22 protein-coding genes and 1 pseudogene are annotated in these 26,882 nt (G+C 58.8%); 10 read left to right on the forward strand and 13 right to left on the reverse strand.

All coding sequences use genetic code 11. The features are described from left to right. Positions 1-80 precede the first annotated feature (80 nt). From L21_RS08400 to L21_RS08415, 4 genes are read right to left on the reverse strand one after another with little or no spacing between them, the layout of a single operon-like run. Positions 81-1,679: an ATP-binding protein gene (locus tag L21_RS08400; protein WP_074370028.1), complete on the reverse strand. Its 1,599-nt coding sequence runs from the start codon at positions 1,677-1,679 to the stop codon at positions 81-83. Next, a complete protein-coding gene (locus tag L21_RS08405; protein WP_074370029.1) occupies positions 1,657-2,697 on the reverse strand; it encodes a DNA double-strand break repair nuclease NurA in 1,041 nt (346 codons plus the stop codon). Before L21_RS08405 ends, L21_RS08400 begins: the two co-directional genes overlap by 23 nt. Continuing rightward, positions 2,694-5,867: an AAA family ATPase gene (locus tag L21_RS08410; protein WP_074370030.1), complete on the reverse strand. Its 3,174-nt coding sequence runs from the start codon at positions 5,865-5,867 to the stop codon at positions 2,694-2,696. The genes L21_RS08405 and L21_RS08410 overlap by 4 nt, the downstream gene beginning before the upstream one ends. Continuing rightward, a complete protein-coding gene (locus tag L21_RS08415; RefSeq protein ID WP_074370031.1) occupies positions 5,854-7,014 on the reverse strand; it encodes a metallophosphoesterase family protein in 1,161 nt (386 codons plus the stop codon). The genes L21_RS08410 and L21_RS08415 overlap by 14 nt, the downstream gene beginning before the upstream one ends. Before the next feature lie 130 nt (positions 7,015-7,144). Between L21_RS08415 and L21_RS08420 the strand changes: the two genes are divergently transcribed. Then, positions 7,145-7,327, forward strand: coding sequence for a hypothetical protein (locus L21_RS08420; protein ID WP_074370032.1), 183 nt, complete (start codon positions 7,145-7,147; stop codon positions 7,325-7,327). Next, positions 7,324-8,502, forward strand: coding sequence for an O-phospho-L-seryl-tRNA:Cys-tRNA synthase (pscS, locus tag L21_RS08425; protein WP_074370033.1), 1,179 nt, complete (start codon positions 7,324-7,326; stop codon positions 8,500-8,502). Before L21_RS08420 ends, pscS begins: the two co-directional genes overlap by 4 nt. Before the next feature lie 648 nt (positions 8,503-9,150). Here the strand turns inward: pscS and thiI are convergent. Together thiI and larE are read right to left on the reverse strand one after the other, a co-directional pair. Next, entirely contained in the window at positions 9,151-10,329 is a 1,179-nt protein-coding gene (gene thiI / locus L21_RS08430) for a tRNA uracil 4-sulfurtransferase ThiI (RefSeq protein ID WP_074370034.1), read from the reverse strand. Beyond that, complete coding sequence (gene larE / locus L21_RS08435) at positions 10,317-11,090, reverse strand: ATP-dependent sacrificial sulfur transferase LarE (RefSeq protein WP_074370035.1); 774 nt, start codon at positions 11,088-11,090, stop codon at positions 10,317-10,319. The genes thiI and larE overlap by 13 nt, the downstream gene beginning before the upstream one ends. 114 nt (positions 11,091-11,204) lie before the next feature. On the opposite strand from larE, the gene L21_RS08440 reads away from it, so the two are divergent. Both L21_RS08440 and L21_RS08445 read left to right on the forward strand, forming a co-directional pair. Beyond that, on the forward strand, positions 11,205-11,831 hold the full coding sequence (locus tag L21_RS08440) for a DUF2150 family protein (protein ID WP_074370036.1): 627 nt from the start codon (positions 11,205-11,207) through the stop codon (positions 11,829-11,831). Beyond that, positions 11,828-12,280 (forward strand): DUF5814 domain-containing protein, encoded by a 453-nt coding sequence (locus L21_RS08445; protein WP_074370037.1) that lies wholly within the window; start codon positions 11,828-11,830, stop codon positions 12,278-12,280. The genes L21_RS08440 and L21_RS08445 overlap by 4 nt, the downstream gene beginning before the upstream one ends. Before the next feature lie 24 nt (positions 12,281-12,304). On the opposite strand, the gene L21_RS08450 is transcribed toward L21_RS08445, so the two are convergent. The 3 genes from L21_RS08450 to L21_RS08460 form a co-directional block, all read right to left on the reverse strand. Beyond that, complete coding sequence (locus L21_RS08450; protein WP_074370038.1) at positions 12,305-13,093, reverse strand: glycosyltransferase family 2 protein; 789 nt, start codon at positions 13,091-13,093, stop codon at positions 12,305-12,307. Between the two features lie 170 nt (positions 13,094-13,263). Continuing rightward, complete coding sequence (locus tag L21_RS08455) at positions 13,264-13,701, reverse strand: GNAT family N-acetyltransferase (protein ID WP_074370039.1); 438 nt, start codon at positions 13,699-13,701, stop codon at positions 13,264-13,266. An 86-nt stretch (positions 13,702-13,787) separates the two neighbouring features. Continuing rightward, positions 13,788-15,272: a flippase gene (locus L21_RS08460; protein WP_074370040.1), complete on the reverse strand. Its 1,485-nt coding sequence runs from the start codon at positions 15,270-15,272 to the stop codon at positions 13,788-13,790. Between the two features lie 198 nt (positions 15,273-15,470). On the opposite strand from L21_RS08460, the gene L21_RS08465 reads away from it, so the two are divergent. From L21_RS08465 to L21_RS08485, 5 genes are all read left to right on the forward strand, one after another. Continuing rightward, a complete protein-coding gene (locus L21_RS08465; RefSeq protein ID WP_074370041.1) occupies positions 15,471-16,385 on the forward strand; it encodes a Gfo/Idh/MocA family protein in 915 nt (304 codons plus the stop codon). Between the two features lie 13 nt (positions 16,386-16,398). After that, positions 16,399-17,832: a nucleotide sugar dehydrogenase gene (locus L21_RS08470; protein WP_074370042.1), complete on the forward strand. Its 1,434-nt coding sequence runs from the start codon at positions 16,399-16,401 to the stop codon at positions 17,830-17,832. 5 nt (positions 17,833-17,837) lie between these two features. Further along, positions 17,838-18,917 (forward strand): non-hydrolyzing UDP-N-acetylglucosamine 2-epimerase, encoded by a 1,080-nt coding sequence (wecB, locus tag L21_RS08475; protein ID WP_074370043.1) that lies wholly within the window; start codon positions 17,838-17,840, stop codon positions 18,915-18,917. Positions 18,918-18,994: 77 nt separating this feature from the next. Continuing rightward, positions 18,995-19,930 (forward strand): glycosyltransferase family 4 protein, encoded by a 936-nt coding sequence (locus L21_RS08480; protein WP_256712802.1) that lies wholly within the window; start codon positions 18,995-18,997, stop codon positions 19,928-19,930. Between the two features lie 203 nt (positions 19,931-20,133). Continuing rightward, positions 20,134-21,237, forward strand: coding sequence for a glycosyltransferase family 4 protein (locus L21_RS08485; RefSeq protein WP_256712804.1), 1,104 nt, complete (start codon positions 20,134-20,136; stop codon positions 21,235-21,237). 174 nt (positions 21,238-21,411) lie between these two features. Here the strand turns inward: L21_RS08485 and L21_RS08490 are convergent, their stop codons facing one another. Next, complete coding sequence (locus L21_RS08490) at positions 21,412-22,200, reverse strand: glycosyltransferase family 2 protein (RefSeq protein WP_074370045.1); 789 nt, start codon at positions 22,198-22,200, stop codon at positions 21,412-21,414. 301 nt (positions 22,201-22,501) lie between these two features. After that, a pseudogene (locus L21_RS08495) lies at positions 22,502-23,446 on the reverse strand (IS110 family RNA-guided transposase); the annotation flags it as partial. Positions 23,447-23,980: 534 nt separating this feature from the next. Here L21_RS08495 and L21_RS08505 point away from each other — a divergent pair. Then, positions 23,981-24,952: a GDP-mannose 4,6-dehydratase gene (locus tag L21_RS08505; protein WP_074370048.1), complete on the forward strand. Its 972-nt coding sequence runs from the start codon at positions 23,981-23,983 to the stop codon at positions 24,950-24,952. On the opposite strand, the gene L21_RS08510 is transcribed toward L21_RS08505, so the two are convergent. Both L21_RS08510 and L21_RS08515 read right to left on the reverse strand, forming a co-directional pair. After that, positions 24,928-26,157, reverse strand: coding sequence for a glycosyltransferase family 4 protein (locus L21_RS08510; RefSeq protein WP_074370049.1), 1,230 nt, complete (start codon positions 26,155-26,157; stop codon positions 24,928-24,930). The two genes, L21_RS08505 and L21_RS08510, sit on opposite strands and share 25 nt — an antisense overlap. After that, the coding region (locus tag L21_RS08515) for a class I SAM-dependent methyltransferase (protein ID WP_143727249.1) at positions 26,154-26,882 on the reverse strand (729 nt) is incomplete at its 5' end. The genes L21_RS08510 and L21_RS08515, both read right to left, overlap by 4 nt.

Here is a 26,882-nt window from a genome sequence, read left to right on the forward strand (position 1 = left end):
CCCGAAGGCGTCAAGCAATTCAGTGAAGGGACGGCGGAAACGGTACGGTTTCCTGCCAGAATCACCTTCGTGTTTGTATTCTAAAACGTCTTTTCAAGCCCGTCGTCTATCGGCGTTGCCGCCGGTTTTTTGTTGAGATCCAGGATATACTCCTCGAAGAGATGGATCCGGGTGCTCACCGGGAAGGGTATCCCGATGGTGCTGATGACCGCTTCTCCTCGCTCAAGCGTCTGAATCTCGGTATCCAGGCGCGAGAGATCCTGTTTTGCGCTGCTTGCTATGGTGTCGCGGTCGCCGCGATCGGAGAGCCCCATCACCACGAAGGTGTTCAACTGGGCGAGAACCCGGGCGTCGATGTTCTTGGGCTGCTGGGTGACCACGCAGAGCCCTACGCCGAACTTCCGCCCCTCCATCGCGGCTTCCCGGAACGTCCGGGTGCTCCCCGAGCCTGAGCCCAGCACCCGCTGCGCCTCCTCGATGGTGATCAAGACCTGTTTAGGCTCCCCCTCGCCCCCGGCCTCCTCGCCCTGGTGGCTGCGCATGATCCTCCGCGTTATGATCGAGAGGACGAAGAGCTCGCTCTGCTCGCTCATCCCGGGGATGTCGATCAGGACGACCTTGTTCTCGTGGAGCGCCTTCAGGATATCCGGGATCGAGGAACCCTGCCTCCGGAAGAAGTCCCGGTTCCGGTTCATCATGCCGGCGATGCGCCGCTGCATCACCGAGAGCGTGCTCGGCGAGAAGTTCTTCAGGTCGTTCGCAATCCGGGGGTGACGGCCGGTGTAGGTCCCGGCGTCGAAGGTCGCGAAATCGGTGCTCTGGAAGAAGTCGATCACCTCGGAGCCGGGCGTGCTCTCGAGCATCTCCACGACCTCGCGCTGGGGCGGCGAGTGCTCGTAGAGGAGGAGGAGATCGGGCGCCCTGAAGTCGTCGTAGTCCAGGTAGAGCTGGTTCAAGTGGTACTTTCTCCTGAACGACTCAGGCCGGGTGGAGAAGACCTCGAGCCCGTCACGGCCGGCCTGGTAGTGCAGGAGCCCCATGGTGGCCTCTCCGCTCGACGACCGCCCCCCCGCTACGTACTCGCCGTGCGGATCGACGATGAGGAGCCCGAACTCCCGCGCCTGCATGCAGGAGGCGCAGAAGACCTTCATGAAGTTGCTCTTCCCCATGCCGGTCGTCGCAAAGACGCCCATGTGCTGACGCATCACCTGCGCGTGGAGCGCCACCCTGACGTCCTTCAAGACGCCCTGGCCGGTCTTCATCACGCCGACCTCGATCTCACCCATAACCTGCCGCAGGAACGCGAAGTCGCGGGACTCCGGGCGCTCCACACGGGAGAACTTCGCAGGGATAGTCCGGGGTTTTCGAAAGGCGCCGTCACCCCCGACGTACCCGAGCGGCATCGCCTCGACGAGGATGAAGACATCCTCTCCTATCCCGTAGAAGTGCTCGGTATGAGGGCGGGTGTCCCACTTCGGGTCGGAGAAGTTGCAGTCGTGGAGGAGATCGGTCACCTTGGCAAAGAACGTCAGCCCTTTGACACTGTCCGTGATCTTCAGCACGTCCCCGAGATAGAGTTCCGCGTCGTGGGGGGCGGCAAACCGGTAACCGAGCACCCGGTCGCCGATCAGGCGGTACTTCGAGGCGTCATCGCCGTTAATATCGGTCAAACTCATCATGATAGTCACCAAAGAGGCCAGAGTAGTCGGTAAAGGTCATGCCGAGCCGGTCCATGTCCCGGATGATGTCCTGGCGGACCTGCTCGACCGCATCCTTCCCGATCTTCGTCGTGAGGTGGGCGTCGAGGAGCGGGTAGGGGTAGCCCGTGACGCGCCCGTCGTCGGCGTAGGCCGCGAGTGCCGAGAAGACCCGTTCGACCATCTCCGCGCTGTAGAACGCGGGGATCTCCACCTTGAACGCCCGCTCTGCCCGCGGGTGCAGCCTTGCGACGTACTGCTCGCCCCGCTGCTTCCAGGTGCGTGTCTCCAGGCGGTCGATCAGGCCTTCGGGGGTGGAGACGCAGAGGTACCAGGGTCCGGGGACGCCGAGGTCGCGTGCAAGCCCCTCCGCCGCCGGGATGATCGGGTGTCCGCCGCCCCAGGTGAGCGACGTCCGTTTCGTCACCGCGGCAATCAGCACGCCCCGGAGGTTGCAGAGGTTCAGGAGTTTTTCGACGACCTCGTCGTGGCTCGCGTGGCGAACCTGGAGCGTGCCGTCGAGGACGATGAGGTCGCCGGCATCGAGCTCCGCGGCCATCTCCGTCGCCGCCCAGAACTCGAGGGTATCCCGTATGACGGCGGTGTTCCGGACCGGGTCGTCGTGGTCGAGGTGCACCTTCGGGGCGCAGTGGAAGCAGTCGTGATAGATCTCGTCGAAGTCCTCGTTCCCCGTCCCGGGGTTGACCGTGACGATCTGGAGAGGCGTCGTCCGGTGGTGGAGGCGTGAACCCCCCGCGTACGAACTGACCGATGCCCGGACGGCGGCAACGGCAAAACTGCCTGCATCGAGGATGACGGTGTTGCTCCCGTCCACTGCAGAGACCGCCCCGTCAAACCTAGACGGGCAGCGGCGGTACGACGATGCATCGAACCCCCCGGCAACCGCGAACCGTCCGGCGAGGTCGGGCGGGGCGCACTCGCGGATTCGCCCTGCGATTCGCCGGATCGCGTCCCGGTAGACGGTATTCGGATCGATCATTCGAACTCCCTGACCTGGCTCGCCTGATCACTGCCCATCTCGACCATCAGCGTCGTCGAGAACTCGTCCTGAACCTCGGTGATGTGGGATATCAGGAGGATCTGGGGGAAGTGGGCCTCCTGTGTCCTGAGCGCCCGGAGAAGGTTGTTTCGCCGTCCCTCGTCCTGGCTCCCGAAGATCTCGTCGAAGATCAGGAACGTGGAGTCGTGCACCTCGTTCACCTCGGCGAGGAACCGGGAGAGCGCCACCCGGAGAGCGATGGCGATATCGTCCTGTTCTCCGCCGCTGAACCGGTCGGCCGGGTAGTCGTCGCCCATATCGTGGACGAGGACGGTGAAGTCGTCGTCGAGCATCACCGTGCCGTAGCGCCCGTCAGTGATCTCCGCGAGCACCCTCCCCGCCTCCTCCTCGATCCGGTCCCTGACCACCTGAAGGAGGTAGTCGGTATACTCCTTGATCAACGACCGGGTCAGTTTCAGCCTCCCGATCTCCTCGGTGAGCGCCTCCTGCTGCCGGAGAAGGTCGTCCGCACGCGAGAGTCTCCCCGTCTCTTTCTCGATATCCATCTTAAGGCCGTTTATCTGGAACGCAGCGGCGGATCGCTGCTCCCGCACCGCGAGAAGATCCCGCTCGCAGTTCGCGACCCGCTCCTCTGCTGCCGTGACCGCCTCTTCGGTGAACCCGAGTCCTTCGACGGCTTCCGCAACCCGGAGCAGGTCGGCCTCCCTGTTCGCGAGGAGGTTCTGCTTCGCCTCCAGCGCCTCAACCAGCCTCGGGACTTCTTCGAGACGGACGCGGAGTTCGAACGCTCTCCTGTGCGCCGTATCAGCTCGGCCGTATTCCTCGCTCTGGCGTGCGAACCGGTCGGGATCGAACGAGAGACGGGCGATTTCATCCCGGATAGCCTGCAGCCTCCCCTCAAGCGCGGTGATCCGTGTGGAGACGTCCTCCAGCTCCTCTTCCAGCGCCGGCCGCCGCAGAAGCCGGGCCTGTGCCTCTGTGTATGCCCGGTAGGACGGCTCAAGCGCCTGCGCCTCGGCCTCCAGGTGCTGCCGGACCGCCGGATCGAACCCGAGCCGGGAGATCTTCGTCTCAACCTCCTCTTTTCGGACGAGGTAGTCCTCGACGTCGGCGATGAGCCGCTGCCGTTCCTCCTGGAGGGCGGGGAGACGGCTGCACTCGCCCCGGAGGGTATCGGCCGATGTCCGCTTCTCCGACAGAGCGCGGATCCGCTCCTTGAGGGCGGCGTGCGCCGCCGGGTCGTACCCCTCCACGCCGAGCGCCCGCATCGCCGCACGGTGCCCCTCCGCCTCGGCGCGCCACCGCTCTCCGACGCTCGCACTCTGCTCATACCGGGACGAATAGAGCGCGTACTGCTCTTTTAAGCGCTGGGAGGCGGTGCGCTGTTCGTAAAGATCCTTCAGCGCGGCAACGAGGCTCTCGCGGTCGGCGGTCGCCTTCGCATACCCGCCCTCGAGATCGGCGAGCGCCTTCTGCATCGCCGCGGCGGCATCTGCAAGATCGCCGACCAATTCCTCGTAATGGTCGCCGAGACCCTGGTGGCACGTCGGGCACGATCCCTCCGGACCGGCGGCAAGGATCTCGGCCCGGTGTTCGGCTAACTTTCGGATCTCCTCGCGGAGCGTCTCCTGCCGTTCGGCGCACGCGCTGATCCGCGAGGTCAGGTACTCTTTCCGGCTCTCCGCGGATTCGATCTCATCTTCGATAGAGCCCATCCCGGCAAGCTGCCGGGCAAGCCCGGCAATCTCGCTCTCGAGAAGACTCATCTCATCGGAAGCCGTGTCGACCTCCCGCAGGCACCGCTCCTCCTGCCGGGCGAGTTCCTGCGCCCGGAGAAGCACCTCCTCGCGGGCCAGGAGGGCGTCGTAGTCCCCGATCTCCACTTCAAGCGCGCGGAGACGTTCGACCTTCTCCTCGATCCCTTCGATCTCCGTCCGGTTCTCCCCGACACGCCGCTCGATCTGGGCGAACCGCTCGTCCATGCGTGCGAGGTCTTCGCGGAGGGTGTCGTACTGCGGCTGGAGTTCTTTCATCGCAGCGATGCGGTCCCGGAGGGCCTGCCACTCCCCGACGTCCCGTTCGAGGCCGACAACCGCCTCTTCGTCCCCTGCAAGCGCGGCGAGTTCTGCCTCGATCTTTGTGCGGCGCTCGCCATACTCCCTGACCTGCCCCTCCGCGGTCTTCGCTTCGAGAGTCAGGCGGTCGGCGAGCGACTTTTCCTCGGCCATTGCGGCCGTCTCGGCTTTCAGGGCCTCATACCGGTCGGCGAGGGGAGCGAGTCCTTCGAGTTCGACCTGCAGCCGCCGCCGTTCGGCTATCTCACCCTCCGTCTCCCGGCACTCGGCACGGAGCCGCTCGATCTCGGCCGCAAGCATCTCCTCTTCCCGCGAAAGGTTCAGGTAACGCTCGCGCACGGAGAGCAGCCGATCGCGCTCCTTCTTCGCACGCTCGAGCACCTCCGCGGCAGCCGTCTCTCTCCCCAGGGCTTTCTCCGCCTCCTCCTCCGACCCGGCGAGATCTGCACGGAGCACCGCAAGGCGGCCGCGAACCTCGTCGGCATCCAGTTCCTGGAGCCGGCCCGAGAGTTCGCGGCAACTCCCTTCCCGGGCATCGACGATCGACTTGAGGTGCTCCATGCTGTCCTTCTTGAGGTAATCGATGCCCAGCACCTGCATGAACCAGTCCTTCCGGGACCCGGCCCTGCTCTCGAGCAGGGCAAGGAGTTCCTTCTGCCCGGCGTAGATGGTGTTGCGGAAATCGCCCGGACCCATCCCGACGACCCGCTGCACCTCCTCTCCCACCTTCTGGACGCTGCTCGCGAGGAGTTTCTGGTTCAGGTAGAGGTTTGCCTCGTGGAGATTTGAAGAGGGGCGGCGTTTGAATCTGCGGACGACGGCGTACTCGTTGCCGCCGACCGAGAAGTCCAGGCGAACCTCGCAGACGTCCTGCGGCCCCGCAAAGGAGCTGACGATGTAGTTCCCGTCGAGCCCCGTGCCCTGCAGGCCGTAGAGGGCGAAGAGGACGGCGGAGACGATGCTGCTCTTACCTGTCCCGTTGTTCCCGACGATCCCCGTTATGCCGTCCTGGAAGACGATCTCCTGGTCGCGGAAGCGTTTGAAGTTCCGCATCCGGAGTTTATTCAGCAGCACGCTCTCCCTCTTTATGGCGCGCGATGACCGACCGGAGAACCTCCGTCCCGGTCTTCTTCACAAACTCCTCGTCGCCGGGAGCGAGGTGCTCCTTCTCCACGAACCGCTCGAACTCGGCGACGTAGTCGATGCCGACGAGCGAATCTTCGTAGAAGATCCGGGACGGATCGTCGACGGCCAGCACCTGCAGTTTGAGGTCCAGTGCACGGTTCCGGATATCCTGGAGCGCCTTCTGGTCGAGCGCGCGGAGCGTCTCGCGGCGTATTCCGTCGAGCGTGACCTGGCAGATCGCGTGGTGAATCTTTTGTTCATGGTTATCGGCAGCATCGAGGATGCCGTCCACGACCTCTCTGGCCGAGAGCCCGTCGCAGTTGATCCTGCCGAGGCTGAACATCGGCGTGCGCGGGAGGTCGATATGCTCGACCTCTCCCGACACGAGGTTCACGGCGAGGCCGCCCTTCTCCTCCGCGATCTCCCCGTAGTTGCAGTGTTCGAGCGACCCGCTGTACCAGGCGTTGTCGGCGACCTGCACCTGGTTGTGGTAGTGGCCGAGCGCGATGTAGTCGAACCGGTCAGAGAGGATGGTCGCGTCCAGTTCGTGTTCGGCGACGGTGTGCAGCCTTTTATCCGAGAGAATGCTCGCAAGACCGTGGGTGACGAGCACGTTCGTGCCGCCGGAAAACTCGATCCCCTCGAACGCCCTCCGGTAGCCTTCCGCCTCGAGCATGTTCGGTATCAGGTGAAAGACCGTATCCCCCAGTTCCACCCGCCGATAGCGGTTGTGGTGGGCGACGTAGAGGTCGCCTGCAGCGTAGCCGCCCCGCTCGAGCACCTCGAACGGCGACGCCGTGTACCGGGTCTTGGCCATACTGTGGTTGCCTGCGACCACGAGCATCGGGATTCCCGCGTCGTGCAGGCGGGAGAGGGCGTCGAGCGCCGTCGTGTAGGCGCGGGTCTTCGGCTTGACCTGGTGGAAGAGGTCGCCCGCGTGGACGAGCGCATCAGGCCGTAAGGCAACGACCCGGTCGACGGCCGCAAGAAAGTTGTCGTAGATGAGTTGTTCGCGCAGGTTCATCCCGGTCTCCGGATCAACCCGGTTAAAAGCCGCTAATCCGAGATGCGTGTCTGCCAGGTGAACGATCTTCATGCCCAATTAGTCTCCGTGTTCCTTGAGTATAAATGCCTGATCTGCGCGGCGTGAATGTGTCCGGTACCGGACCGGTTTCCGGAACACGCGTAATCTAATATATCTCCGCTGATATTTGTATGGTGATCTCGTGTCAAAAAGGGCCGTAGATGCAGTTTTTCAGGCACTATTCCTCCTATCCGACGTCCGGTTCCTGCTCCGGGAGACAACTCCCGGGCACGACCTCGACGAGGCGCAGAAAGCGCGCGCCGCAACAACCCTCGATAAGGTGAAACGGCAGGTTGCAATCCTCGAAGAGGAGTTGATCCGGTGAAGTGCGCGGTCGATATCGAGTCCCGCGACGTCGAGGAGATGTACGTCAACATCGACCCCATTCAGGCGGGTGGGCGGCTCACCGTCGATGCCATGAAGGCAGCAATAGCGTACGGGGACGGTTACTCGGTCTGTGACAACTGCCGGAACCCCCCCAGGCTCGACTATATCAAGAATCCACCCATCGCGCAGTTCCACGCCGACCTCGCCGCGTGGCTGAATATGGACACTGCGCGGGTGGTGCCGGGAGCGCGCCGGGGGTTCCAGGCGGTCGCGAGCACCTACGTGGAGAAAGGCGACCCGGTCATCGTGACGGCGCTTGCCCACTACACCGAGTTCATGGCAATCGAGGGAGCAGGCGGAATTCCGCTCGAGATCCCGAAGGACGGGAAGAACCACATCACCCCCGACGCTGCGGCAGAGAAGATCGAGGCGGTGATCCGGGAGTTCTCGAAGACGCCGCCCCTGCTCTTCGTCGACCACGTCGACTACCAGTTCGGGAACGTCCACGACGTCGCGGCCATCACAAAGGTCGCCCACCAGTACGACATCCCCGTCCTCGTCAACGGGGCCTACACCGTCGGGATCATGCCGGTCGACGGCAAAGCGCTCGGCGCCGACTTCGTGGTCGGGTCGGGCCACAAGAGTATGGCGGCCCCGGCGCCCTCGGGCGTCCTCGCGACGACGAATGAGCACGCGGAGCGGGTATTCCGGACGACGCAGGCGAAGGGCGACGTGACCGGCCGGACGTTCGGGATAAAGGAGGTCGAGATGATGGGCTGCACCCTGATGGGGGTCACCGTCGTCGGGATGATGGCCTCGTTCCCCCGCGTCCGGGAGCGGGTGCAGCACTGGGATACCGAGGTGGCGCATTCGCAGGCGGTCGTTGATGCCCTCCTCTCCATCGAGGGGACGAAGGTCCTCTCCGACTACCCGCGGCAGCACACCCTGACAAGGATCGATACCCGCGAGTCCTTCGATAAAGTGGCCCAGCAGCACAAGAAGCGCGGCTTCTTCCTCGCAAGCGACATGAAGAAGCGGGGCATCACCGGCGTCATCCCCGGCTCCACCAGGGTCTGGAAGTTCAACACCTTCGGGCTGACGGAGAAGCAGATCCGGCATGTTGGAGAGTCGTTTATTGAGATCGCGCGGGAGAACGGGTTGAATATCGTCTGAGAGATATCCCCAAAATCCAATTTTTGAACTGATTTGGGCGGGCCGGGGCGTTATCCGGTCTATCGTGTACCTGAACTCTCCGGGGGAGTTCGCAAGCACCCTTCACTTGCGTAACATTATAGGCAAAAAGTAGAGCAAAGCTCGGTACAGTGGACCGTGAGGATATCGCCACGCACTGCCCCCGCCCCTCTGGGGCGGGGGAGGAGGCCGGAGGCCGGGTGGGATGGGGGCACAGGTATAGCCTTCTGGGGTAGAGACAGGGGAGGGGCGCGTCCCCACCCCCGCGTGGCGATATCCCCTCGAAATCCGTGCAATGAGTGAAGTTGTCCCAAAACCTCTTTGCCGGGAGGGGGACACCCCCTCCCGATCCCTCCCCCGAGTGGCGATACCCGATGGGAAGCCGTTTCACCCTCTTTGCTCAGGATATCGAACTAATGGGGAGAAACCTCAGAGGTAAGTGTTCCGATCGGGGGGGTGCCGGAGAGGTTCAGAATCTTTTCGGGATGACCTCAGTATAAACGAGCAAAGAATGTGTGAGAGCCCCAGGGTTTAGAAGCGCGGTCGGCAAAGCGCAGGGATTCAAGCACCTACTTGTCTGTGATGATACGCGGGGTGCGAATATCACCAGCTGGCGTTGCACCTAATTCATCACCCAACCTCCTCAACCACCCCGTTCTTCGCCCGAAACCGCCGCACCGTCCCCGCCGCCCGTTCCGCGAGACCCTCCGCATCGAACGCCTTCTCGATCTTCATGATCGTCTCCGCGGGCGCCGCCGTCGAGGGGTAGCGGGGGGCGACCGTGCACCCGACGTCTCCCGGGTGGGCCTCGAACGTTCCGATAGCGCGTGCGCGGTCGACGACCTCCTCCTTGTCGAGCCCGATCAGCGGCCGGAGCACCGGGACCGTCGCCGCAGGAGCAATCACCGCCATGTTCGCGAGCGTCTGGGACGCCACCTGCCCCAGGTTGTCGCCGCTGACCAGGGCGGCGACTCGGCGCTCTTCTGCAAGGATGCTCGCCACCCTGAGCATGAACCGCTTGCAGAGGACGCACCGGTAGCGCGGCTCTTTCAGCGCTGTGATCGCCGCAAAGAACGGCTCCATCTCCACGACCAGGAGATCGAGGGAGTGTCCCGGAACCCAGCGAGAGAGCCGGGCGTGATTTTCGAGAACTCTCTTTCTCGCATCCTTACCCCCGAACCGTCCGCCGTGCATGTTGACGTGCACCATCCGGCACCCCCGGCGCATCATCAGCCACGACGCGACCGGCGAGTCGATCCCTTCCGAGAGCAGGGCCATCACCTCACCCTGCGTCCCGTAGGGAAGCCCGCCCGGCCCCGGGATCCTCTCGTCGTAGACGAGGCCGCCGTACTCCCGGGCTTCCACGAATATCTCGTAGTCGGGCGCCGAGAGGTCGACCCTCGCCTCCGGTATCCGGTCGAGGACGGCCGAACCGACCGCCGCAGCGAGCTCCTGGCTGCTGAACCCCTCGACACCCGACCGGCGCGCCCTGACCGCAAACGACATCCCGGGCCCAAGATTCCTCTCTGCGTGCTCGACTGCCGTGGCCGCGAGCCCCTCGATATCCGCCACGGTCACCGTGCAGACGCTGGTGCTCACCACCCCGAAGGTCTTTGCGGCCGCCACCGCGACCCGCCGGGGTTCGTCGCCGTAGATCATGATCCGCCCCCGGTAAGTCTCGATACGGTTGGCGAGTCCCTCGCTCTCCAGCGCAAGGCCGATGTTCTTTGTCATTATCGATATGTACCGCCGTTTCACCGTCTCGCTCTTGAGGAAGATCTCCCCGTACCTGACCATCACCGCTTCCACGAATCCGCACCTCCCTCACGATAGCCCCCGGAGGCTATCGCTACGTCCTCGAACCCGAGTTCCTTCACCGCACCGAGCAGTTCCTCAAGCCTCCGGCGGTGCGCCGGGTCGGCCTCGACCAGGGCCCGGGCGCCGCCGATGCACCGGACCCGGATCGTCCCCGGGATCTCCCGCGCGAGGAGGGACTCCGCCGCCGCGACGAGGGCGAGGCACTCCCGGGTGACCGGCTCACCGGTGGGGATGCGGGTTGCGAGGCACGCGGACGGCGGGCGGATGGGCACCCCGAGTTCTTCTGCAAGGGCCTCGATCTCCGCCTTCCCCATACCGCATTCAGCAAACGGGCTCCTGATCCCGAGTTCGGAGAGCGCCCGCATCCCGGGCCGGGTATCCGCCCGGTCATCGGCATGCGTCCCGTCGACCACCGTCCGGCACCCCTGCCGCCGTGCCTCCGTCACGACCGCCTCCATCAGCGCCCGCTTGCAGACGTAGCACCGTTCCGGCCGGTTCTCCCGGACAGCGGGGATCTCGAGCATATCAAGCGGAACCACGACGTGCGCGATCCCCAGGTGCTCCGAGAGTCTGCGCGCCGCCGCGAGTTCCCCGGGCGGGGTGAGGCCGGTATCGACGCTGATGGCGATCGCCTGGATCCCGTGATGCCGGGCGAACGCCAGCAGAACCGAACTGTCCGTTCCCCCGGAGAGCGCAACCGCAACGGGTTCGTAGGATTTCAGGAGTGTATCAAGCCCGCGAACTCGCGTCATCTGCTCTTCATATGTTCGCTCGTCCTAGATGAATGTTCGCGAATCGCGCCGATTCCCGGTATCTGCACGAAGAGCAAATGATTTTTAACAGAGGCACTCCGAATGTGTACTGATATGGCGAAGAAAACGAGTGCCAAACAGGCAGAACCCATGAAACTCTTCTATATCTTTTACAATCAGGAGCGCTGGGACAACTGGATCAAGACGCTGGAGGAAGCAAATTTCGAACCCGCCGAAGGCGAAGAGGTCTCGGAAGGCGAGCAGATGCTCTTCAGTTTCACCGAGGACATTACCCTCTCGGTCTTGAAGATCATCCGCCTCTACCAGAACGGTCGGTTTACGAAGGAGGAGGCCACGGAGAAACTCGACGACGTCGAACTGATCGTCATGACCGGGCTTCCCGAGGGAGACCTCGAGGATATCATCGGATCGTTCCAACTCTCCCTGCTGGTGCTCTTCACCGCCTGCCGGAAGTACCTCGAGGGCGAGTTCGATAAGGACATCAAGGCGCTCGTGAAGAAGGGCAAGAGTATCGACGAGGAGAACCTCGAGGAGGCGCTCGAGGTTGCAGCGAATATCGGGGCCGCCGTGGTCGACGGTGCTACCTGCTGCGCGAAGTATATCAAGGACAATGTGGAGGACCCGACCCTCTTCGACGAGTGGCTCATCGAGATCGAGACCATGAGCAACGCCATGAAGTCGCTTGCGAAGTTCGACGAGGAGCCCGGCGAGTCGTCGTGATTGCGGATAAGGCCCGGTTCCGGGCGGCACGGAAACTTGAGCGGGCTGCAGGCTTCCGGCTCCCGGACCATGTCTTTTCGGGCGCGTTTCTTGAGTCGCTCGGGAAGGCGATCAACTTCGAGAACCTCGACCGGCGGATGCATGAGCAGCTCCAGGCCTTTTTCCGCGACTTCATGGACTGCAAGTGCAAGAACGCCCCCTTCTGCGGGTGCCCGGAGCGAAAGTTCACCTTGACCATCATCGAGTTCCGGGAGCTGGGGCTCGATCACCGCCAGATCAGCGCCCACCTCCTCGACGAGTACGGGATCGACCTCTACCCTGCCGACATCCTCAGTTTCCTCGAAGACTCCGTCCACATGCTCGAGGCTATCCGGGACGTCGCCGAACTGCAGGGAAGGGAGAAACTCGCGGAGAACGCTATAGAGCACATCAAAAAGATCGAGCACTAGACCCGGCTCCGTTCGCGGTGCCGGTCAAGATCTCTTCTTTCCGCGGTCGATCTCGAAGTACCTGCCGGGAAGCATATACCCGATAAAGTAGTTCAGCCGCAGGGTAACATTCTCCCGGTAGGAGAGGTCCAGACCGTTCATCGGGAGTCCGACAACTGCGCCGCCGAGGACGGACTTACATATCGAGGGGCGAAACCCTTTCCGTCGCCGGAGCCCGGCCCCCAGCCAGCGCCATCTCCGTGAACCGGGAATATCCCGCATCTCATGGTGATGGTTGACGTAAACGGGCAGGATACACCATCTGAGGTTCTTCTCCGCCAGAAATTCGGCATAGAGCGCATCCTCTCCGCTTGAGAAGGCATCAAGCGCGGTGCATGCCAGTACGCATCTCCGGTACGTCACGCAGCAGCCGAATGCCCCGTTGCCCCCGAGCAGCGAGACCGGCCCGGTTAGCGGCCGGATATAATCGTCCGCATACAGCGCACCGATCACTCCTGCATCGGGATACCGTCGATCGGCGGAGGCCTGCAGGACTTCTTCCCAGTCCGGAAGAAGTTCCACATCGGAATCGACAAAGGCGATGAGATCCGTCCCGGCCTCGCGCGCCCCAAGCCTTCTTGCGGCTCCGAGGCCTCTGTCCGACGGGATGACCTCGCAGCCGTACTGTCCGGCGATTGCCGCGGTGCGATCCGTAGAGTGCCTGTCGATGACGATGATCCTGTTCGGGGATCCGTATCTTCGGATAGAGGAGAGTGCGAATTCTAACGTTGACTCGCTGTTCCAGGTAGGAATGATGTAGTCGATGCTTACCATACCGGTGCAGGCCCCCTCAGACAGCGCGGCCTAATGGGTCTTCATCGTGCATCAGGTTTACCCCTGGACAAGACCTCAGGCGGGCAGGGTATGGCGAGTGTGCCGGGGTCGCGACACCACTCGCATGATCTCGGTAAAAACGGGCTGAAAATATCCAGTGCGCCTGGGATCTATCTCGTCCCCGGGCTCCGCATCATGGGGGCGACGTTGCACCCCTCCATCTCCCCGAAGCAGAAGATGAACCGCTCCCTGATACTCTCCGGCAGTCTCGCCTCCGGGATGGGTTCAAAACCGAGGTTCCCGTAGAACCCGATCAGGGGGAGGGTCGAGTGGATGTAGATCGTCTCGGAGCCGCATTCTTCGAGGAGCATCTGCACGACTTCCCTGGCGTATCCATGCCCGCGGTGCTCGTCGAGCGTGAAGACGCAGTCCATCTCAAGGCCGCCCGAGTGAAGGGTACAGCGTGCTGTCGCCGCAAGGGTTCCGTCGATAAAGACGCCGAATATCCTCTCCCGCGCCGGGTCGGCCTTCTGACCGCGGTAGTGCGTCCAGACCTTCTCTGCAAGCGGGAATTCTTCATGCTCCAGTTCACGGACTTCTTTTGCCATCGTCTTCCTCGCGTATGACTACAGATTGCCGCACCCGGGTATTTAATCGAACGGGCAGGAAATACCCCGGCCGTCTGAACGAGCCGTCAGAGCACACCCGGCCAGGGGATGCCGAGGCCCATGATCAGCTCCTTCAGTTCGTCGCGGATGCCCCGATCGGTCTTGAGAAGAACCAGGAGGTAGACCAGCCCGCCGAGCGCGACCGCCCCGAGGACGACGAAGACGTTTGTGAGCGGGATGACGAACGAGTAGATCACGACGACGGTCACCATAACAAGCGCGGCGAGGACGATGTGCCCCACGGCTCCGGGTTCAATCCGCACGCGGATGCTCCGGGAGAGGGCGCGACGGGAGAGCGCCGCGTTCAGCACCATGGTGACGAGTGTCGCAAGCGCCGCTCCGACGATGCCGTATGCCGGGATGAGGAGGATGTTCAGCACGACATTAGCCGTGACCGCGACTGCCGTCACCCGGAACGAGTCCTTCGGCCGGTCGAGGGCGTTCAAGCACATCGTCTGGAGGTACATGAAGACGCTCGCCACTTGGACGAACAGGAGTATCGCAAGCGCCCCCGCGCCGGTGGAGAACGACGCCCCGTAGAAGAAGTAGAGGAGCCGTTCGCCGAGGATCCAGCCCCCGGCAACGACCGGGACCGCGAGGAGGAGCGAGTAGGTGAAGGCACGGGCAAGCGCGCGCTCTACTGAAGCAAGGTCGTCCTTCTTTCCCCAATAACTGATCTTCGGGTAGAGGGTGGTATGGAGTGCTACGGTGGTGAACGTCGCGATCGACGTGAGCTGGAGCGCCACGCGGTAGATGCCGATGTCGGCATCGGTCATGAAGTAGCCGATCATGATAGTGTCGGCGTAGGAGAAGACGAGGTAGCCGCCTGAACTGAGGAACGTCCAGAACGAGAACGCGAAGAGGCTCTGGATGTGAGAGCGGCAAAACGGTGCCAGCTTGAGGTCGAGGAACCGGAAGTTAACGATCCCTGCCGCAAGGAGCCCGGCAACGAACCCCCCGGTGAGGCCGGCAAGGCCGTAGCCAAGGACGATCGCGACGACCTGGATGCCTATCCGGGTCAGGTTATCGACCAGGCTGCCGATCTGGTTGATGCCGACCTTTCCTCTCCCGTAGACACCGTTTAAGACGATGTTCGTGAAGGCGCTGACGACCAGCGCGAGGATCAGCCAGGGTAGCGTCCCTGATGAGGTAAGTTTGACGAGGTACGGCTGCGCGATGAGGAGAAAACTCACCGAGACGACCACCAGCGCCACCCGGAGGAGGGCAAATGCGGTGAAGTACGCGTTCTGGTCCTCGCCCTCGCTGATCCGCTTCACGGCGGCGCCGCCGAACCCCCCATCGCCTATCAGGTTGAAGACGCTGAAGTAGGCAACAAAGAGGTAGTACGCACCCAGTATCGCGGGACCTACCGTGTGGGCGAAGTACATCGTGGAGAGGAACCCGATTGCGGTGAGGGCCAGCGTTGAAGCGAGGCTGATGACGCTCTGGCGCTGGACGGCATCGATGCGCATGACGCGGGCGAGATACCTGGAGGGGCGGAACACGAGCATTGGTTTCGCCGTGAAAGGCTTTATTGGTTGTCAACCATCCCGGGATTTCGGGGGAGGTTGAGCCGGAGCAGGGAGAGCGGCCGTGATGGACAACAGGACACCCCGGGGAGAGGCCGCGATAACGTCATAGCGGAGTGATGCTAACGTATATTACCACTCTCGCAGGAGAAGGCACGTACGGATATCGGCGGTGATAATTTGGACGTAGGGGTAATCGGTATCGGAATGATGGGCAGAAACCATGCCCGCGTGTACTCGGAATTAAAAGCGGTGGACTCGCTCTACCTGTACGACCTCAACGGGAAGGCGGCCAGCGACCTTGCCGGAGCCTTCGAGGCAACGGCCTCCCCGACCGTCGAGGGACTGCTCGGAAGCGTCGACGCGGTGAGCGTCTGTGTCCCGACCCCCTACCATTTCGGGGTTGCGAAACAGGTCCTCGACGCCGGGGTGCCGCTCCTCATCGAGAAACCCATATGCGCAACGGCAGAAGAGAGCCGGCGGCTCATCGCGAAGATCCCCGAGGGTCTCGTCATCGGTGTCGGGCATATCGAGCGGTTCAACCCGATCGTCCCCGAGATCAAAAAGATCGTCCGGCGTCCCCTCTACATCGAGATGAAACGGCACAACCCGGCGTCATCCCGGGTGAGCGGCTCCTCGGTCGTTGAAGACCTGATGATCCACGATGTGGACATTGTGCGAAATGTTCTCCTCCCGGACGGCCCCTACCAACTCACCGGCAGCGGGAACGAGGACGTTTGCAGCGCCCTCTTCTCTTTCGGAGGAACCCCGGTATATCTCTCGGCAAGCCGGAAGTCCTCAAAGAAGATCCGGATGATCTATATCGAGGAGGAGGAGTTCACCGTCGAAGGGGACTTCATGGCCCAGGAGATCTACATCCACCGGAAACCCGGGCAGTATGCGGTCGAGAACGAGCGCTACGTCCAGGAGAACATCATCGAGAAGGTGCTCGTGAACAAGCAGGAGCCGCTGAAACTCGAACTCTCGACGTTCCTCGACTGCGTGGCCCGCGGCCGGGAGTTCCCGGTCAGCCCGGCGCAGGCGCTGCTGAATATGGAGATCTGTGAGGACGTCGCGCGGTGTTTTGCGGTATAAGGATGGTTTTTACATGAGTGACAGGTTACAATCGATCATCAGGGCTAAAGGGCCGATCAAGAAGATCGGTGTCGTCGGGATGGGATACGTCGGCATCCCCGCCGCGGTGCTCTTTGCGGATGCCCCGGAGTTTGAGTCCGTTCTCGGGTTCCAGCGCGTCTCTGCTTCATCCGGTTACAAAGTCGATATGCTGAACCGCGGCGAGTCGCCGCTGAAGGGCGAGGAGCCGGGGCTCGAAGAACTGCTCGGCAAGGTCGTCGCTGCCGGAAGGTTCCGGTGCACTTCGGATTTCTCGGAGGTCACGGCGTGCGACGCGGTGACCCTCGCCATCCAGACACCGTTTAAGAACCCAAAAGACCTCATCCCCAATTTCTCGGCCCTGACCGAGGGGCTCCGGCAGGTGGGAAGGCACCTCGCGGAAGGCACGCTCGTGGTGCTCGAGTCGACCGTCACCCCCGGCACGACTGCCGGGATGGCCCGGGAGATTCTCGAAGAGGAGTCGGGGCTGGTCGCCGGCGAGGAGTTTTGCCTCGCGCACGCCCCCGAGCGGGTGATGGTCGGGCGGCTGCTCCGGAATATCCGGGAGCACGACCGGATCGTCGGTGGGATCGACGAGGTCTCGACAGCGCGGGCGGTCGAACTCTACCAACCCGTCCTCACGACGGGGAAGATCGTCCCGATGACCGCGACCGCGGCCGAGGTGACGAAGACCGCCGAGAACGCCTTCCGCGACCTCCAGATCGCGGCTGCGAACCAGCTGGCGCTGCACTGCGAGGCGATGGGCGTCAACGTCTACGACGTCCGGGCCGGTATCGACTCCCTCAAGGGCGAGGGGATCACCCGGGCGATCCTCTGGCCCGGCGCCGGAGTCGGAGGCCATTGCCTGACGAAGGACTCCTGGCACCTCGAGCGGGGGGCGCAGGTCCTCGGGCGTGCGAGCCTCTGGTACCCGCACGGGGCTGAGTCGATCTTCGGGGTCGCCCGGAAGATAAACGAGTTCATGCCCGAACATATGGTCCACCTGACCGTCGAGGGGCTCAAGCGGGTCGGAAAATCCCCGAAAGGCGCGAAGATCGCGCTCCTTGGGTGGGCGTTCATCCAGAACTCCGACGACACCAGGAACACCCCGGCAGAGCCCTACTTCGCGGCGCTGAGGGAGGCGGGTGCGGAGGTCAGGGTCCACGACCCGTTCGTGGGGAAGTATCCTGGTATCGTGGTCTCGCACGACTTCGAGGGAACCCTTGCGGGCGCGGACGCCATCGTCGTCTTCACCGGACATCATCACTACGCCTCCCTCGATCCGGCACGGATGAAGGAACTCTCGGGCCGGGAGCACCCGGTGATCGTCGACGGCAGGAACGTCGTCGACCCGGATGCGTTCATCCGGGCGGGGTTCGTCTACAAGGGCATCGGCCGCGGCGATAAGAACAACCATCCGATCCGGTAGTTACCATGAAACTCGTATCGATCGTCGGCGCGCGGCCCCAGTTCATCAAGTGCGCTCCCGTCTCCCGGGAACTCAGGAAGGAACACGAGGAGATCCTCGTCCACACCGGACAGCACTATGACCACGGCATGTCGGAGGTCTTCTTCGAGGAACTCGCGATCCCGAAGCCCGACTACAACCTCGGCATCGGCTCCGGGACCCACGGCCGCCAGACCGGGGCGATGCTCGGGGCGATCGAGGACGTTCTCGTAACGGAGGAGCCGGACGTTGTGCTCGTCTACGGCGACACGAATTCGACCCTCGCGGGCGCGCTTGCGGCGGCAAAACTCCACGTGCCGGTGGCGCACATCGAGGCGGGGCTCCGGAGTTTTGACCGGCGGATGCCCGAGGAGGTGAACCGGGTGCTTACGGACCACGCCTCGGATATCCTCTTCTGCCCGACGGAGACAGCCGTCAAAAACCTCGCGGCCGAGGGGATCACAGAGGGCGTCCACCTCGTTGGGGACGTGATGTGTGACGCGATGAACTACAACCGCGCGGTCGCGGAGGAGCGCTCCCGGATCCTTGAGGACGTCGGGGTCCGACCGGGGGGGTATCTCGCCGTCACCGTCCACCGCCCGTCGAACACCGATAGCCGCGAGAACATAACCGCCATCCTCGGCGCCCTCGGGGATGCTGGAGAGCCGGTCGTCTTCCCGGTTCATCCCCGGACACGGCACTACCTCGGAGAATATGGCCTCCTTGAGAGGATGCCGGAGAACGTCCGGGTCATCGAACCGCTCGGCTACCTCGATATGCTCCGCCTGATGGCGCATGCGAAGAAGATCCTCACCGACTCGGGCGGCGTCCAGAAAGAGGCGTATATGCTCGGCGTCCCCTGCATCACCCTCCGGGAGAACACCGAGTGGGTCGAGACGGTCGAGGCGGGATGGAACGTGCTCGTCGGAGCCGGGCAGGAGAAGATTGAAGATGCAATTCATTCGTTTTCGCCCGCATCGCGGCAGCAGAACCTGTTCGGCGATGGGGATGCCTGCATCCGGATCGAGGAGATTCTCACCGGGCTTCAGGGCGCCCCGCCCGGGTGAAGGTCCTCAGCATGCACAGGCCCGCGATCCTGTTTCTCACAAGCGGCCTCTCCTCCTTCGTAGAAGGGGACCTGCGCATGCTCAAGGCAAGTTATCCTGTCCGGGTGGTCGCCACCGGGGGCGGCCCGACCGGGAACTTCGGACAGAGGCTCTCCCTGGTGCACTCGATCCTCTCCGGAGTTCTCAGGACTGATATCGTCTTTGCATGGTTTGCCCATAACCACTCGTACCTCGCCGTTATGGCGGTGCGACTGCTCCGAAAGAAGTCCCTGGTCGTCGTGGGCGGTTATGAAGTGGCAAATGAACCGGAGATCGGGTATGGTGCCCTCCTCGACCCGGCCATGGCAGGGAAAGTCCGGTATATCATAGAGAATGCCGACTGCATCCTGGCGGTCTCGGAGTTCAGCAGAAGGGAGATCCTCGCGGTTGCCGAACCCCGCCGGATCGAGACGATCTATAATGGGATCGATACCTCGCTATTCTCACCTGAAGGTTCAAAAGAGAATATTGTGCTCACCGTGTGCCTCGTCAGCACGGCAAACATCAGGGTGAAAGGGCTTGACACCTTCATGGATGCTGCCCGGCAGATCCCGGAAGCGCGGTTTGTCCTCATCAGCCGGGCCCTCGACGGTGCGCTTGAGATCCTGAAACGGGATGCTCCCGCCAACGTCGAGTTTGTCGGGGCTGTCGGGCAGGCTGAACTCATTGGGTGGTACCGCCGGGCAAAGGTCTACTGCCAGCTCTCCTACCGGGAGTCGTTCGGCGTCGCGCTTGCCGAGGCGATGTCCTGCGAGTGCGTCCCCGTGGTGACGGACCGGGGCGCCCTCCCGGAGGTTGCAGGCGATACAGGGTTTGTCGTCCCGTATGCTGATACACATGTGACGGCCGATGCCATATCGCAGGCCCTCGTCGCCGATACAGGGTCTGCTGCGCGGAAGAGGATTTGCGAACTCTTCTCTCGCGAGCAGCGGGAGCAGGAGCTTCGCCGGATAATCGCGACACTGCAACTCTGACCGGCTCATCACTCTCCTGCAGGCCGGCTCTGGAACTCTCTTCTCCGCCTTCCCGTCTTCTGCCGGGAAGCCTCTGTGCAATAAAGTATAAGTGTCTCTCCGATACAGTTGGGTCCATTCAGTCCTCTCGTTCGTGCCCGAGAATGTAACCCGGGGGGAAGGTTCCGGGCAGGGGGGCCTGAGCTCCGACTATGCATATCTGCATGCTCACCACGACTCACCGGCCCAATGACGGGCGAATATTCGAGAAAGAGGCGAAGAGCCTTGCAAAGGAGCACGACGTCACGATAATCGCCCCATCGGAGGATGGGGGTGTCGGGGAGAACGAGGGTGTACGGGTCATCGCCGTCCGGAGGCCCGCATCGAACCTCCTCCACCCGGTAACGCTCTGGCGGGCGTTCCGGGCCTGCCTGGGCCACGAGTGCGATGTCATCCACTGCCATGAACCGGACGCTCTCCTGGTCGCGCTCCTGCTGAAGGCGGCGAAAGGTCGAAAAGTCATCTACGACGTCCACGAACACTGGCCCTCGGAGATCCCGTTCGACCTGGGCCTCCCGAACGCGACTGCTCTCACCCGCTTCCTCGAGTCCTTGCTCTCGCCGCTTGAACTCGGGCTTGCCCGGTTTGCCGACGCGAAGATTGCAGTCAGCGAGAGTGTCGCGGAGCGGTTCGGCAAGAACGGGACGTGTCCTGTGATCATCTCCAACTACTCGGTCGCCGAGTCGGCACCGCCACCGGCACTGCGGGCAGGGGGCAACCGTAACGTGGTCTACATGGCCGGGAACATGCAGATGTTTCACGGCATCAGGGAATGCATCCAGGCAATGTCGAAGGTGGCGGCGATATACCCCGACGTCTCCCTGACGCTCGTCGGGGACGTCCGGGAGGATATCGGGGCGATTGCGGCGGGGACGGACCCGCGACCGTCGATCACGATGACGGGCTACCTCCCCTACCGGGAGATGTACGAAACGCTCCGTGAGGGCAGCATCGGGCTCCTCGTCTTCCAGCCCGACTACTACAACGCCTACATCGGTCTCCCGAACAAACTCTTCGACTATATGCTCTGCGGCCTTCCTGTCGTTGCAAGCGACTTTCCGGAGATCCGGAAGGTAGTCGGCGATGCAGGATGCGGGGTGCTGGTCGACCCGACCGACCCGGATGCGATCGCGGAGGCGATCGTCTATCTTCTGGAACACCCGGGCGCGGCGCGGAGGATGGGGGAGAGTGGGCGGAAGGCGGTTCTTGAGCGGTACAACTGGGGGGAGATGGAGAAGAGGCTGCTTGGGGTGTATCGCCGCCTGTGATTGAGAGAGTTGATTTACTTGATCTATCCGGGAATCGGGATTTGTAGACGCCACCCGAAGGTCCACATGACGGTCGGGTTTTGGAAGCATGCGGCGTAGGATCCTTTGCTCTAGAGGGAGGACGACCGGAACGTATGGCCCATCGTCTCCAGCAGGTTCAAGGAAAAGTAGTGATCAGTTATCTACCCTAATTTCATTTGGTCTTGCCATTTTTCTTTTGTCACCTAACTTTTTCGACAGGTATCTGAAAATGATGACCGGGGAAGAGATACCAAGAGATAACAATCCGCGGATCCCGGTATTTTTCTGTATCACTTTAATCTTTTCAAAATAGTCCCTCACAATATGGCTCTCGCTTTCGCCCCCTTTCAGATAATATACGACAGGCATACCAAGGTATCTCATATTCTGCCCTGCAATTAATGCCCGGAGCAGCCAGTCGAAGTCGGCATATATTTTATACTCTGTGTCAAACTTCCCGCATTTCAAAAAGGTGGATTTTTTGGCAAATGTGGTTTGATGGCAGTACCCTCTGCGGATCAGATCCGGGATCCCGGTACGGTGGCCGGAGCATCGTTGCTCACCGGTATCGTCGTAATAAATGTAATCCCCGTAGAGTATATTGCTGTCCGGGTTGGCACGCAGTCCTTCAACGATGTTTCTCAACACGTCATTATCGTACAGGCAATCCCCGGCGTTTAAAAAATAAACGAGATCGCCGGTTGCATACCCCAATCCTTTGTTCATGGCATCGTAGATGCCATCGTCCTTCTCAGATACCAGTACATCAATATCATTTTCGTATTGTTTGATAATATTCAGCGTATTGTCAGTGGATCCCCCGTCAATAACGATATATTGAATGTTAGTATACGTTTGATCGACAACACTTTTTACTGTTCTTTCTATCAGTCCCTCGCAATTAAAGCAGACTGTGATTATAGATATTCTGCTATTTTCCATGGTGATCGCCCGTCAGTTGGTTGCAAAACGTTGTTTCTTGCGAACAGTACGTAATCCTTTGATGTCACCCGAATATTAACATTGGGTTGAGATCTCAGGGCAAGCGGTAAATCCTCTGCCTTTCCTCCCGACACGTCCTAGGATAGGGCAGTTCATGATCCCGGCCTGCTAGTATGAAAAACCCCTCCTGGTATAGAGAGCATCCGCTCAAATCGGCCGCCTCTCTTTGGCTTCAGATAGCTACGCGGCGTTCAGTTTCTGCACAACGTATCTCGCCTGCGTCAGGAGTTGGATCATCTCGTCATGATCCATTTCCGGGTCTGGCTTGACCTTGGGCCGGTTCACTGTTCTCACGGTTCCCGGTGGTTCGTCGTATCGTTCGTAGTTCGTGAGCAGGTGATGGACCAGTGCTAATACCTTTCGCGCCAGCGCGACGATTGCCTTTTTTATATCCTTTTCGTGCCCGGAGAAAGAACTGTTTCAGCCGGTTTGATTTGCCGTTGGCAATAACCTGAGCCGCTTCGATGAGGACTGTCCAGAGGTATTTTGATCCACGTTTGGCGATATGACCGTGTGTGGTTTTTCCTGCTGACTCATAGACTGCCGGGGCGAGTCCCGCCCAGATCACCAGCTGCTTCGGACTGGCAAACTGGCTGATATCCCCAATCTCGGCAAGAATTACCGCACCAACCCTGAACCCGATACCCGGCACACTGGTCACGATCTGTAAGGATTCCTCACCACGGGCAAGATTCCTGAGAATGCGCTCTTCATACTGAACAATGTGAGCATTGACATGCCTGATAGAATCGAGGGATTGCCAGATGATGAAGACCTCATTTTCACCCAGATCTCCACAGATGGCTCGTTCGATCGCCTCTTCCTTCTTCAGGATGCGGGGATCGTGCAGCGTTGCCAGGATCTGTTCGATCGGTTTCCCCGCGATAAGGCCAGTGATCACCAGCAAGCCAGATTTCCCGAAGATATTGGAAAGGACGCCGGATAACCGAATGCCGCTTCGTTCCAGGATTTTATGGATCCGATTTTTATGGGCAGCCCGTTCTTCGATCAGTTTCCGGTGGGTCCAGGTGAGTTCGTGGAATTCACGGATATCTCGCGGGGGAATGTAGGATGCTTTGAACATCCCGTTGAGCGCAATCTCGGCAAGCCAAACAGCATCCAGCGTGTCAGTCTTTCGTCCGGGAAGATATTTGATGGACAGGGGGTTGACCACGTAGACCTCGGCCGAGGATTCTAATGCCGTCTACGGGGGGATCCAGAAGACACCAGTTGCTTCCATGAGGACCCGTTCACAACGGTTCTCCACAACCCATTCCCGCAACGCCGTTAAACCGTCAACCATTGTCGAGAAGTGACAGGTCGTGAAGGACCCGTCACTCCGGTACACCGCTGCCGAGACGGAGGACTTGTGGACATCTAAGCCACAAGTTATATTCACACGGGGATACAACTGCCATTCGCCTCCTTGAGGGCTGTTTGGTAGCGTAACGAATTTTCTGTAAAATTGAAATGGCCCGGGATCCAACCTAGATTTGTACAAAGAGAAACAGGGCCATGGATTCCTTCGCGTTTATTCCAGATTATCTTTTCCGATCAGGAAGACGGCATGAAGAACCTCATCACCGCGTTCCTCAACCAGGTGATGCTCGTGGAAGCATAGATCATAGGTAAACCGTGGAAATACAGGGCAATCTCTCTTAAAAAAAGGCGCAAAAGCGAACATATTAAAATAACATTCGTCAAACCATTGATAGGTCATATGGCATCGATACTCATTACCGGGATAAGCGGTTTTGTCGGTGGACATTTTACTCGATACTTGTTAGGCAAGAAAACGGGCTATGATATCCATGGCGTGAGTCGTTCAAAACCCGTGTGGGATGTTTTTCAGGATCAGGCGCTTGACATACATTCAATTACATTCCACCCATGTGATTTGCTTGATTCTACAAAAATCAATACAATCATTAAAGAAACACAACCTGATCTCATTCTCCACTTGGCATCATTCAGCTCTGTTGCTCAAAGTTGGCAAGATCCTCGCGGTGCGTTTCTCAACAATACCAACGCATTCCTCAATATTATTGAAGGGGTGAGAATTCAGGAGTTAGATTCTAAGATATTATCCATTGGTTCTTCGGAAGAATATGGCATCGTTAATGCTAGTGATCTCCCGCTTACTGAGGGGCAGCGGACTAATCCAACAAACCCATATGCGATCGCAAAAGTTTCTGAAGAATACTTATCTCAAATCTACGTGAAAGGATATCATCTCAATATTTGTTGTACCCGCTCTTTTAATCATATTGGACCAGGGCAAAGGAATCAATTTGTGGTAAGCTCTATTGCCAAGCAATTCGCCGATATTGCAGTCAATCGTAAAAAACCGATAATAAAAATTGGGGCGGGATCAATTATCCGTGATTTTATAGATATTGATGATGTAATTTTGGCATACGATACAATATTAGAAAAAGGAATACCCGGCGAAGTTTACAATGTATGTAGTGGTAGAGGGTATTCAATCCAAGATATTGTAGATTGCCTGTCTAGGTTAACACAGATATCAATAGAAATAGAGCAAAAAACTGATCTTCTTCGCCCGATAGATAACCCGATACTTATCGGAAGTTATGAGAAACTCCATCGTGAGACAGGGTGGGAACCCACCCATTCCATTGAGCAAAGCCTTGAAAAAATCTACAATTACTGGTATAATAAATTATCATAGATTTTTTTTGTAGCTTGAGCTGTGTTTTCCCAAGAAAATAGTTTTACCCGTTCAAGTCCTTTTTTGATAAGTTTTTCCCTGTAATGGTCATCAGAAATAACTGTTTCAACGCTCTGAATAAGTGATTCCGGATCAATTGGATCAAAATAGCAAGCTGCATCCGCCCCGACCTCGGGAAGAGAACTGGAGTTGCTTAATAGTGCAGGACAACTACAAGAAAATGCCTCCAGAATGGGAAGTCCGAAACCTTCGTAAAGAGAAGGAAATACAAATGCACAGGCGTTTTCATATAAATGCTTCATAATGAGATCATTTGTTTTGACATAGCGCACTTTTGAAAAAATATCTAGTGTATTGAATATTTTCAGTTCTGAGTGAGTAAATGGACCTCCTCCAGCACAGTAAACACGCAGATTTTCATTTTTCTTTAGTAGTTCTGTTATGGATTTAATGAAAAACATAAAGTTTTTGTAACCATCTCGATTTCCTACAAATAAGATATAGGGTTTCTCAAGTGTTGGGTACTCGAAATTCTTTTTGATTCGATATGGTTGATCTAGATATTCAAGAGGATTTCCAAGATACACCACAGAAATTCTATCTGATTCGACGCCTGTAAATTTCATTATATCATTTTTTGTGCTCTCTGAAATTGCAATGATTGCTTCAGTCTGTCCAATCAATTCCTTTTTCCATATTTTTGTAAAGTCATTTGGGGAGAAATAATCAGGATAGAGTTCATGGATCATATCGTAAATAGTTAATATGAATGGTTTTTGCTGGAGATGCTGCAAGAAATACGGATCATAGTACGTTGGATGAAAAATGTCATATTTTTGCTTATTCAATAAGCGGATGGATTCTCTTTGATTACTACGTAGATTGTTTAGTACATCGATTGGCGCAATCTTCCGAATGATTGGAAACCCAATATGTGCGATCTTTCGAGCGACCGGTAATCCGAGATGCACAATCTTTTGAATAATTGGAGACTCTTGCGCGTCACATAAAGATATATTGTTGTTTTTCCGGCCCCTGTTTGTTAAATGGAGGTTCCGAAGGTTCTCATTACGCGATTTACACAGTGCAAGGGTGAGTTCAATATCTGGATCCTGGGATAGTCGACCCATCAGTTCACAAAAGTAACGTGAAATACCGCCATATTTTTGTATTGTGAAGATCTGGTGATCATAAAGAATTTTCATGCATTACCTCTGCCCAATTTAATGAGGAACTCCATATCTTGAAAAGTTTTTTTAACCATTTTGAATTTTACCAATGGGAATATCAACCAATATAACTTGCATATGAGGATCCACATAATTTTATTTATTTTTTTTGGTGTGAAAATATGTATATTATTAGAGGAGTAATAATTCACTCCGAATTTTCGAGCTAGGACTTGCAGTGTCTTTTGAGAGTAAAAAGAAACATGTTGACCATGTTCTAAGCCATAATACCACCAGTCATCAGGCTTGGGTACGGGCCTCGGCAATAATTCTGTTGAAAAAATAACATTGTGAGATATTGCAAAAATATTTGCAATGTCATCGAGAGGGCGGACAAAATGTTCAAAACTTTCAAACGAAGTAACTACATCAATTTCAGCATCATATTGAGGATATTCAAAACCTCGTGCAAACATATTTTGCGTGTTTGGATCGTGCCAATAATAATTGAAACCAATATCCCGCATTAAACGGGTAAGAATACCATAACCCCCTCCATAGTCGAGGCAGTTGGCGTCTTTAGAAAAAAAACAGTATAATATGCATGAAGTTATTTTAGCATCGTAGATGTTGCGTAACAAGATACCTGTGTCAGTACAATTAATTGGGTTTATATATGCCTCCTGGAGCCAATGAGGATCGTCAGTGCATATGTACTCACAATCCGGACATTGGAAATATTGAACATTATATTTGTTTAA

Source organism: Methanoculleus chikugoensis, from assembly GCF_900095385.1.
In the GTDB taxonomy this organism is placed as follows: domain Archaea; phylum Halobacteriota; class Methanomicrobia; order Methanomicrobiales; family Methanoculleaceae; genus Methanoculleus; species Methanoculleus chikugoensis_A.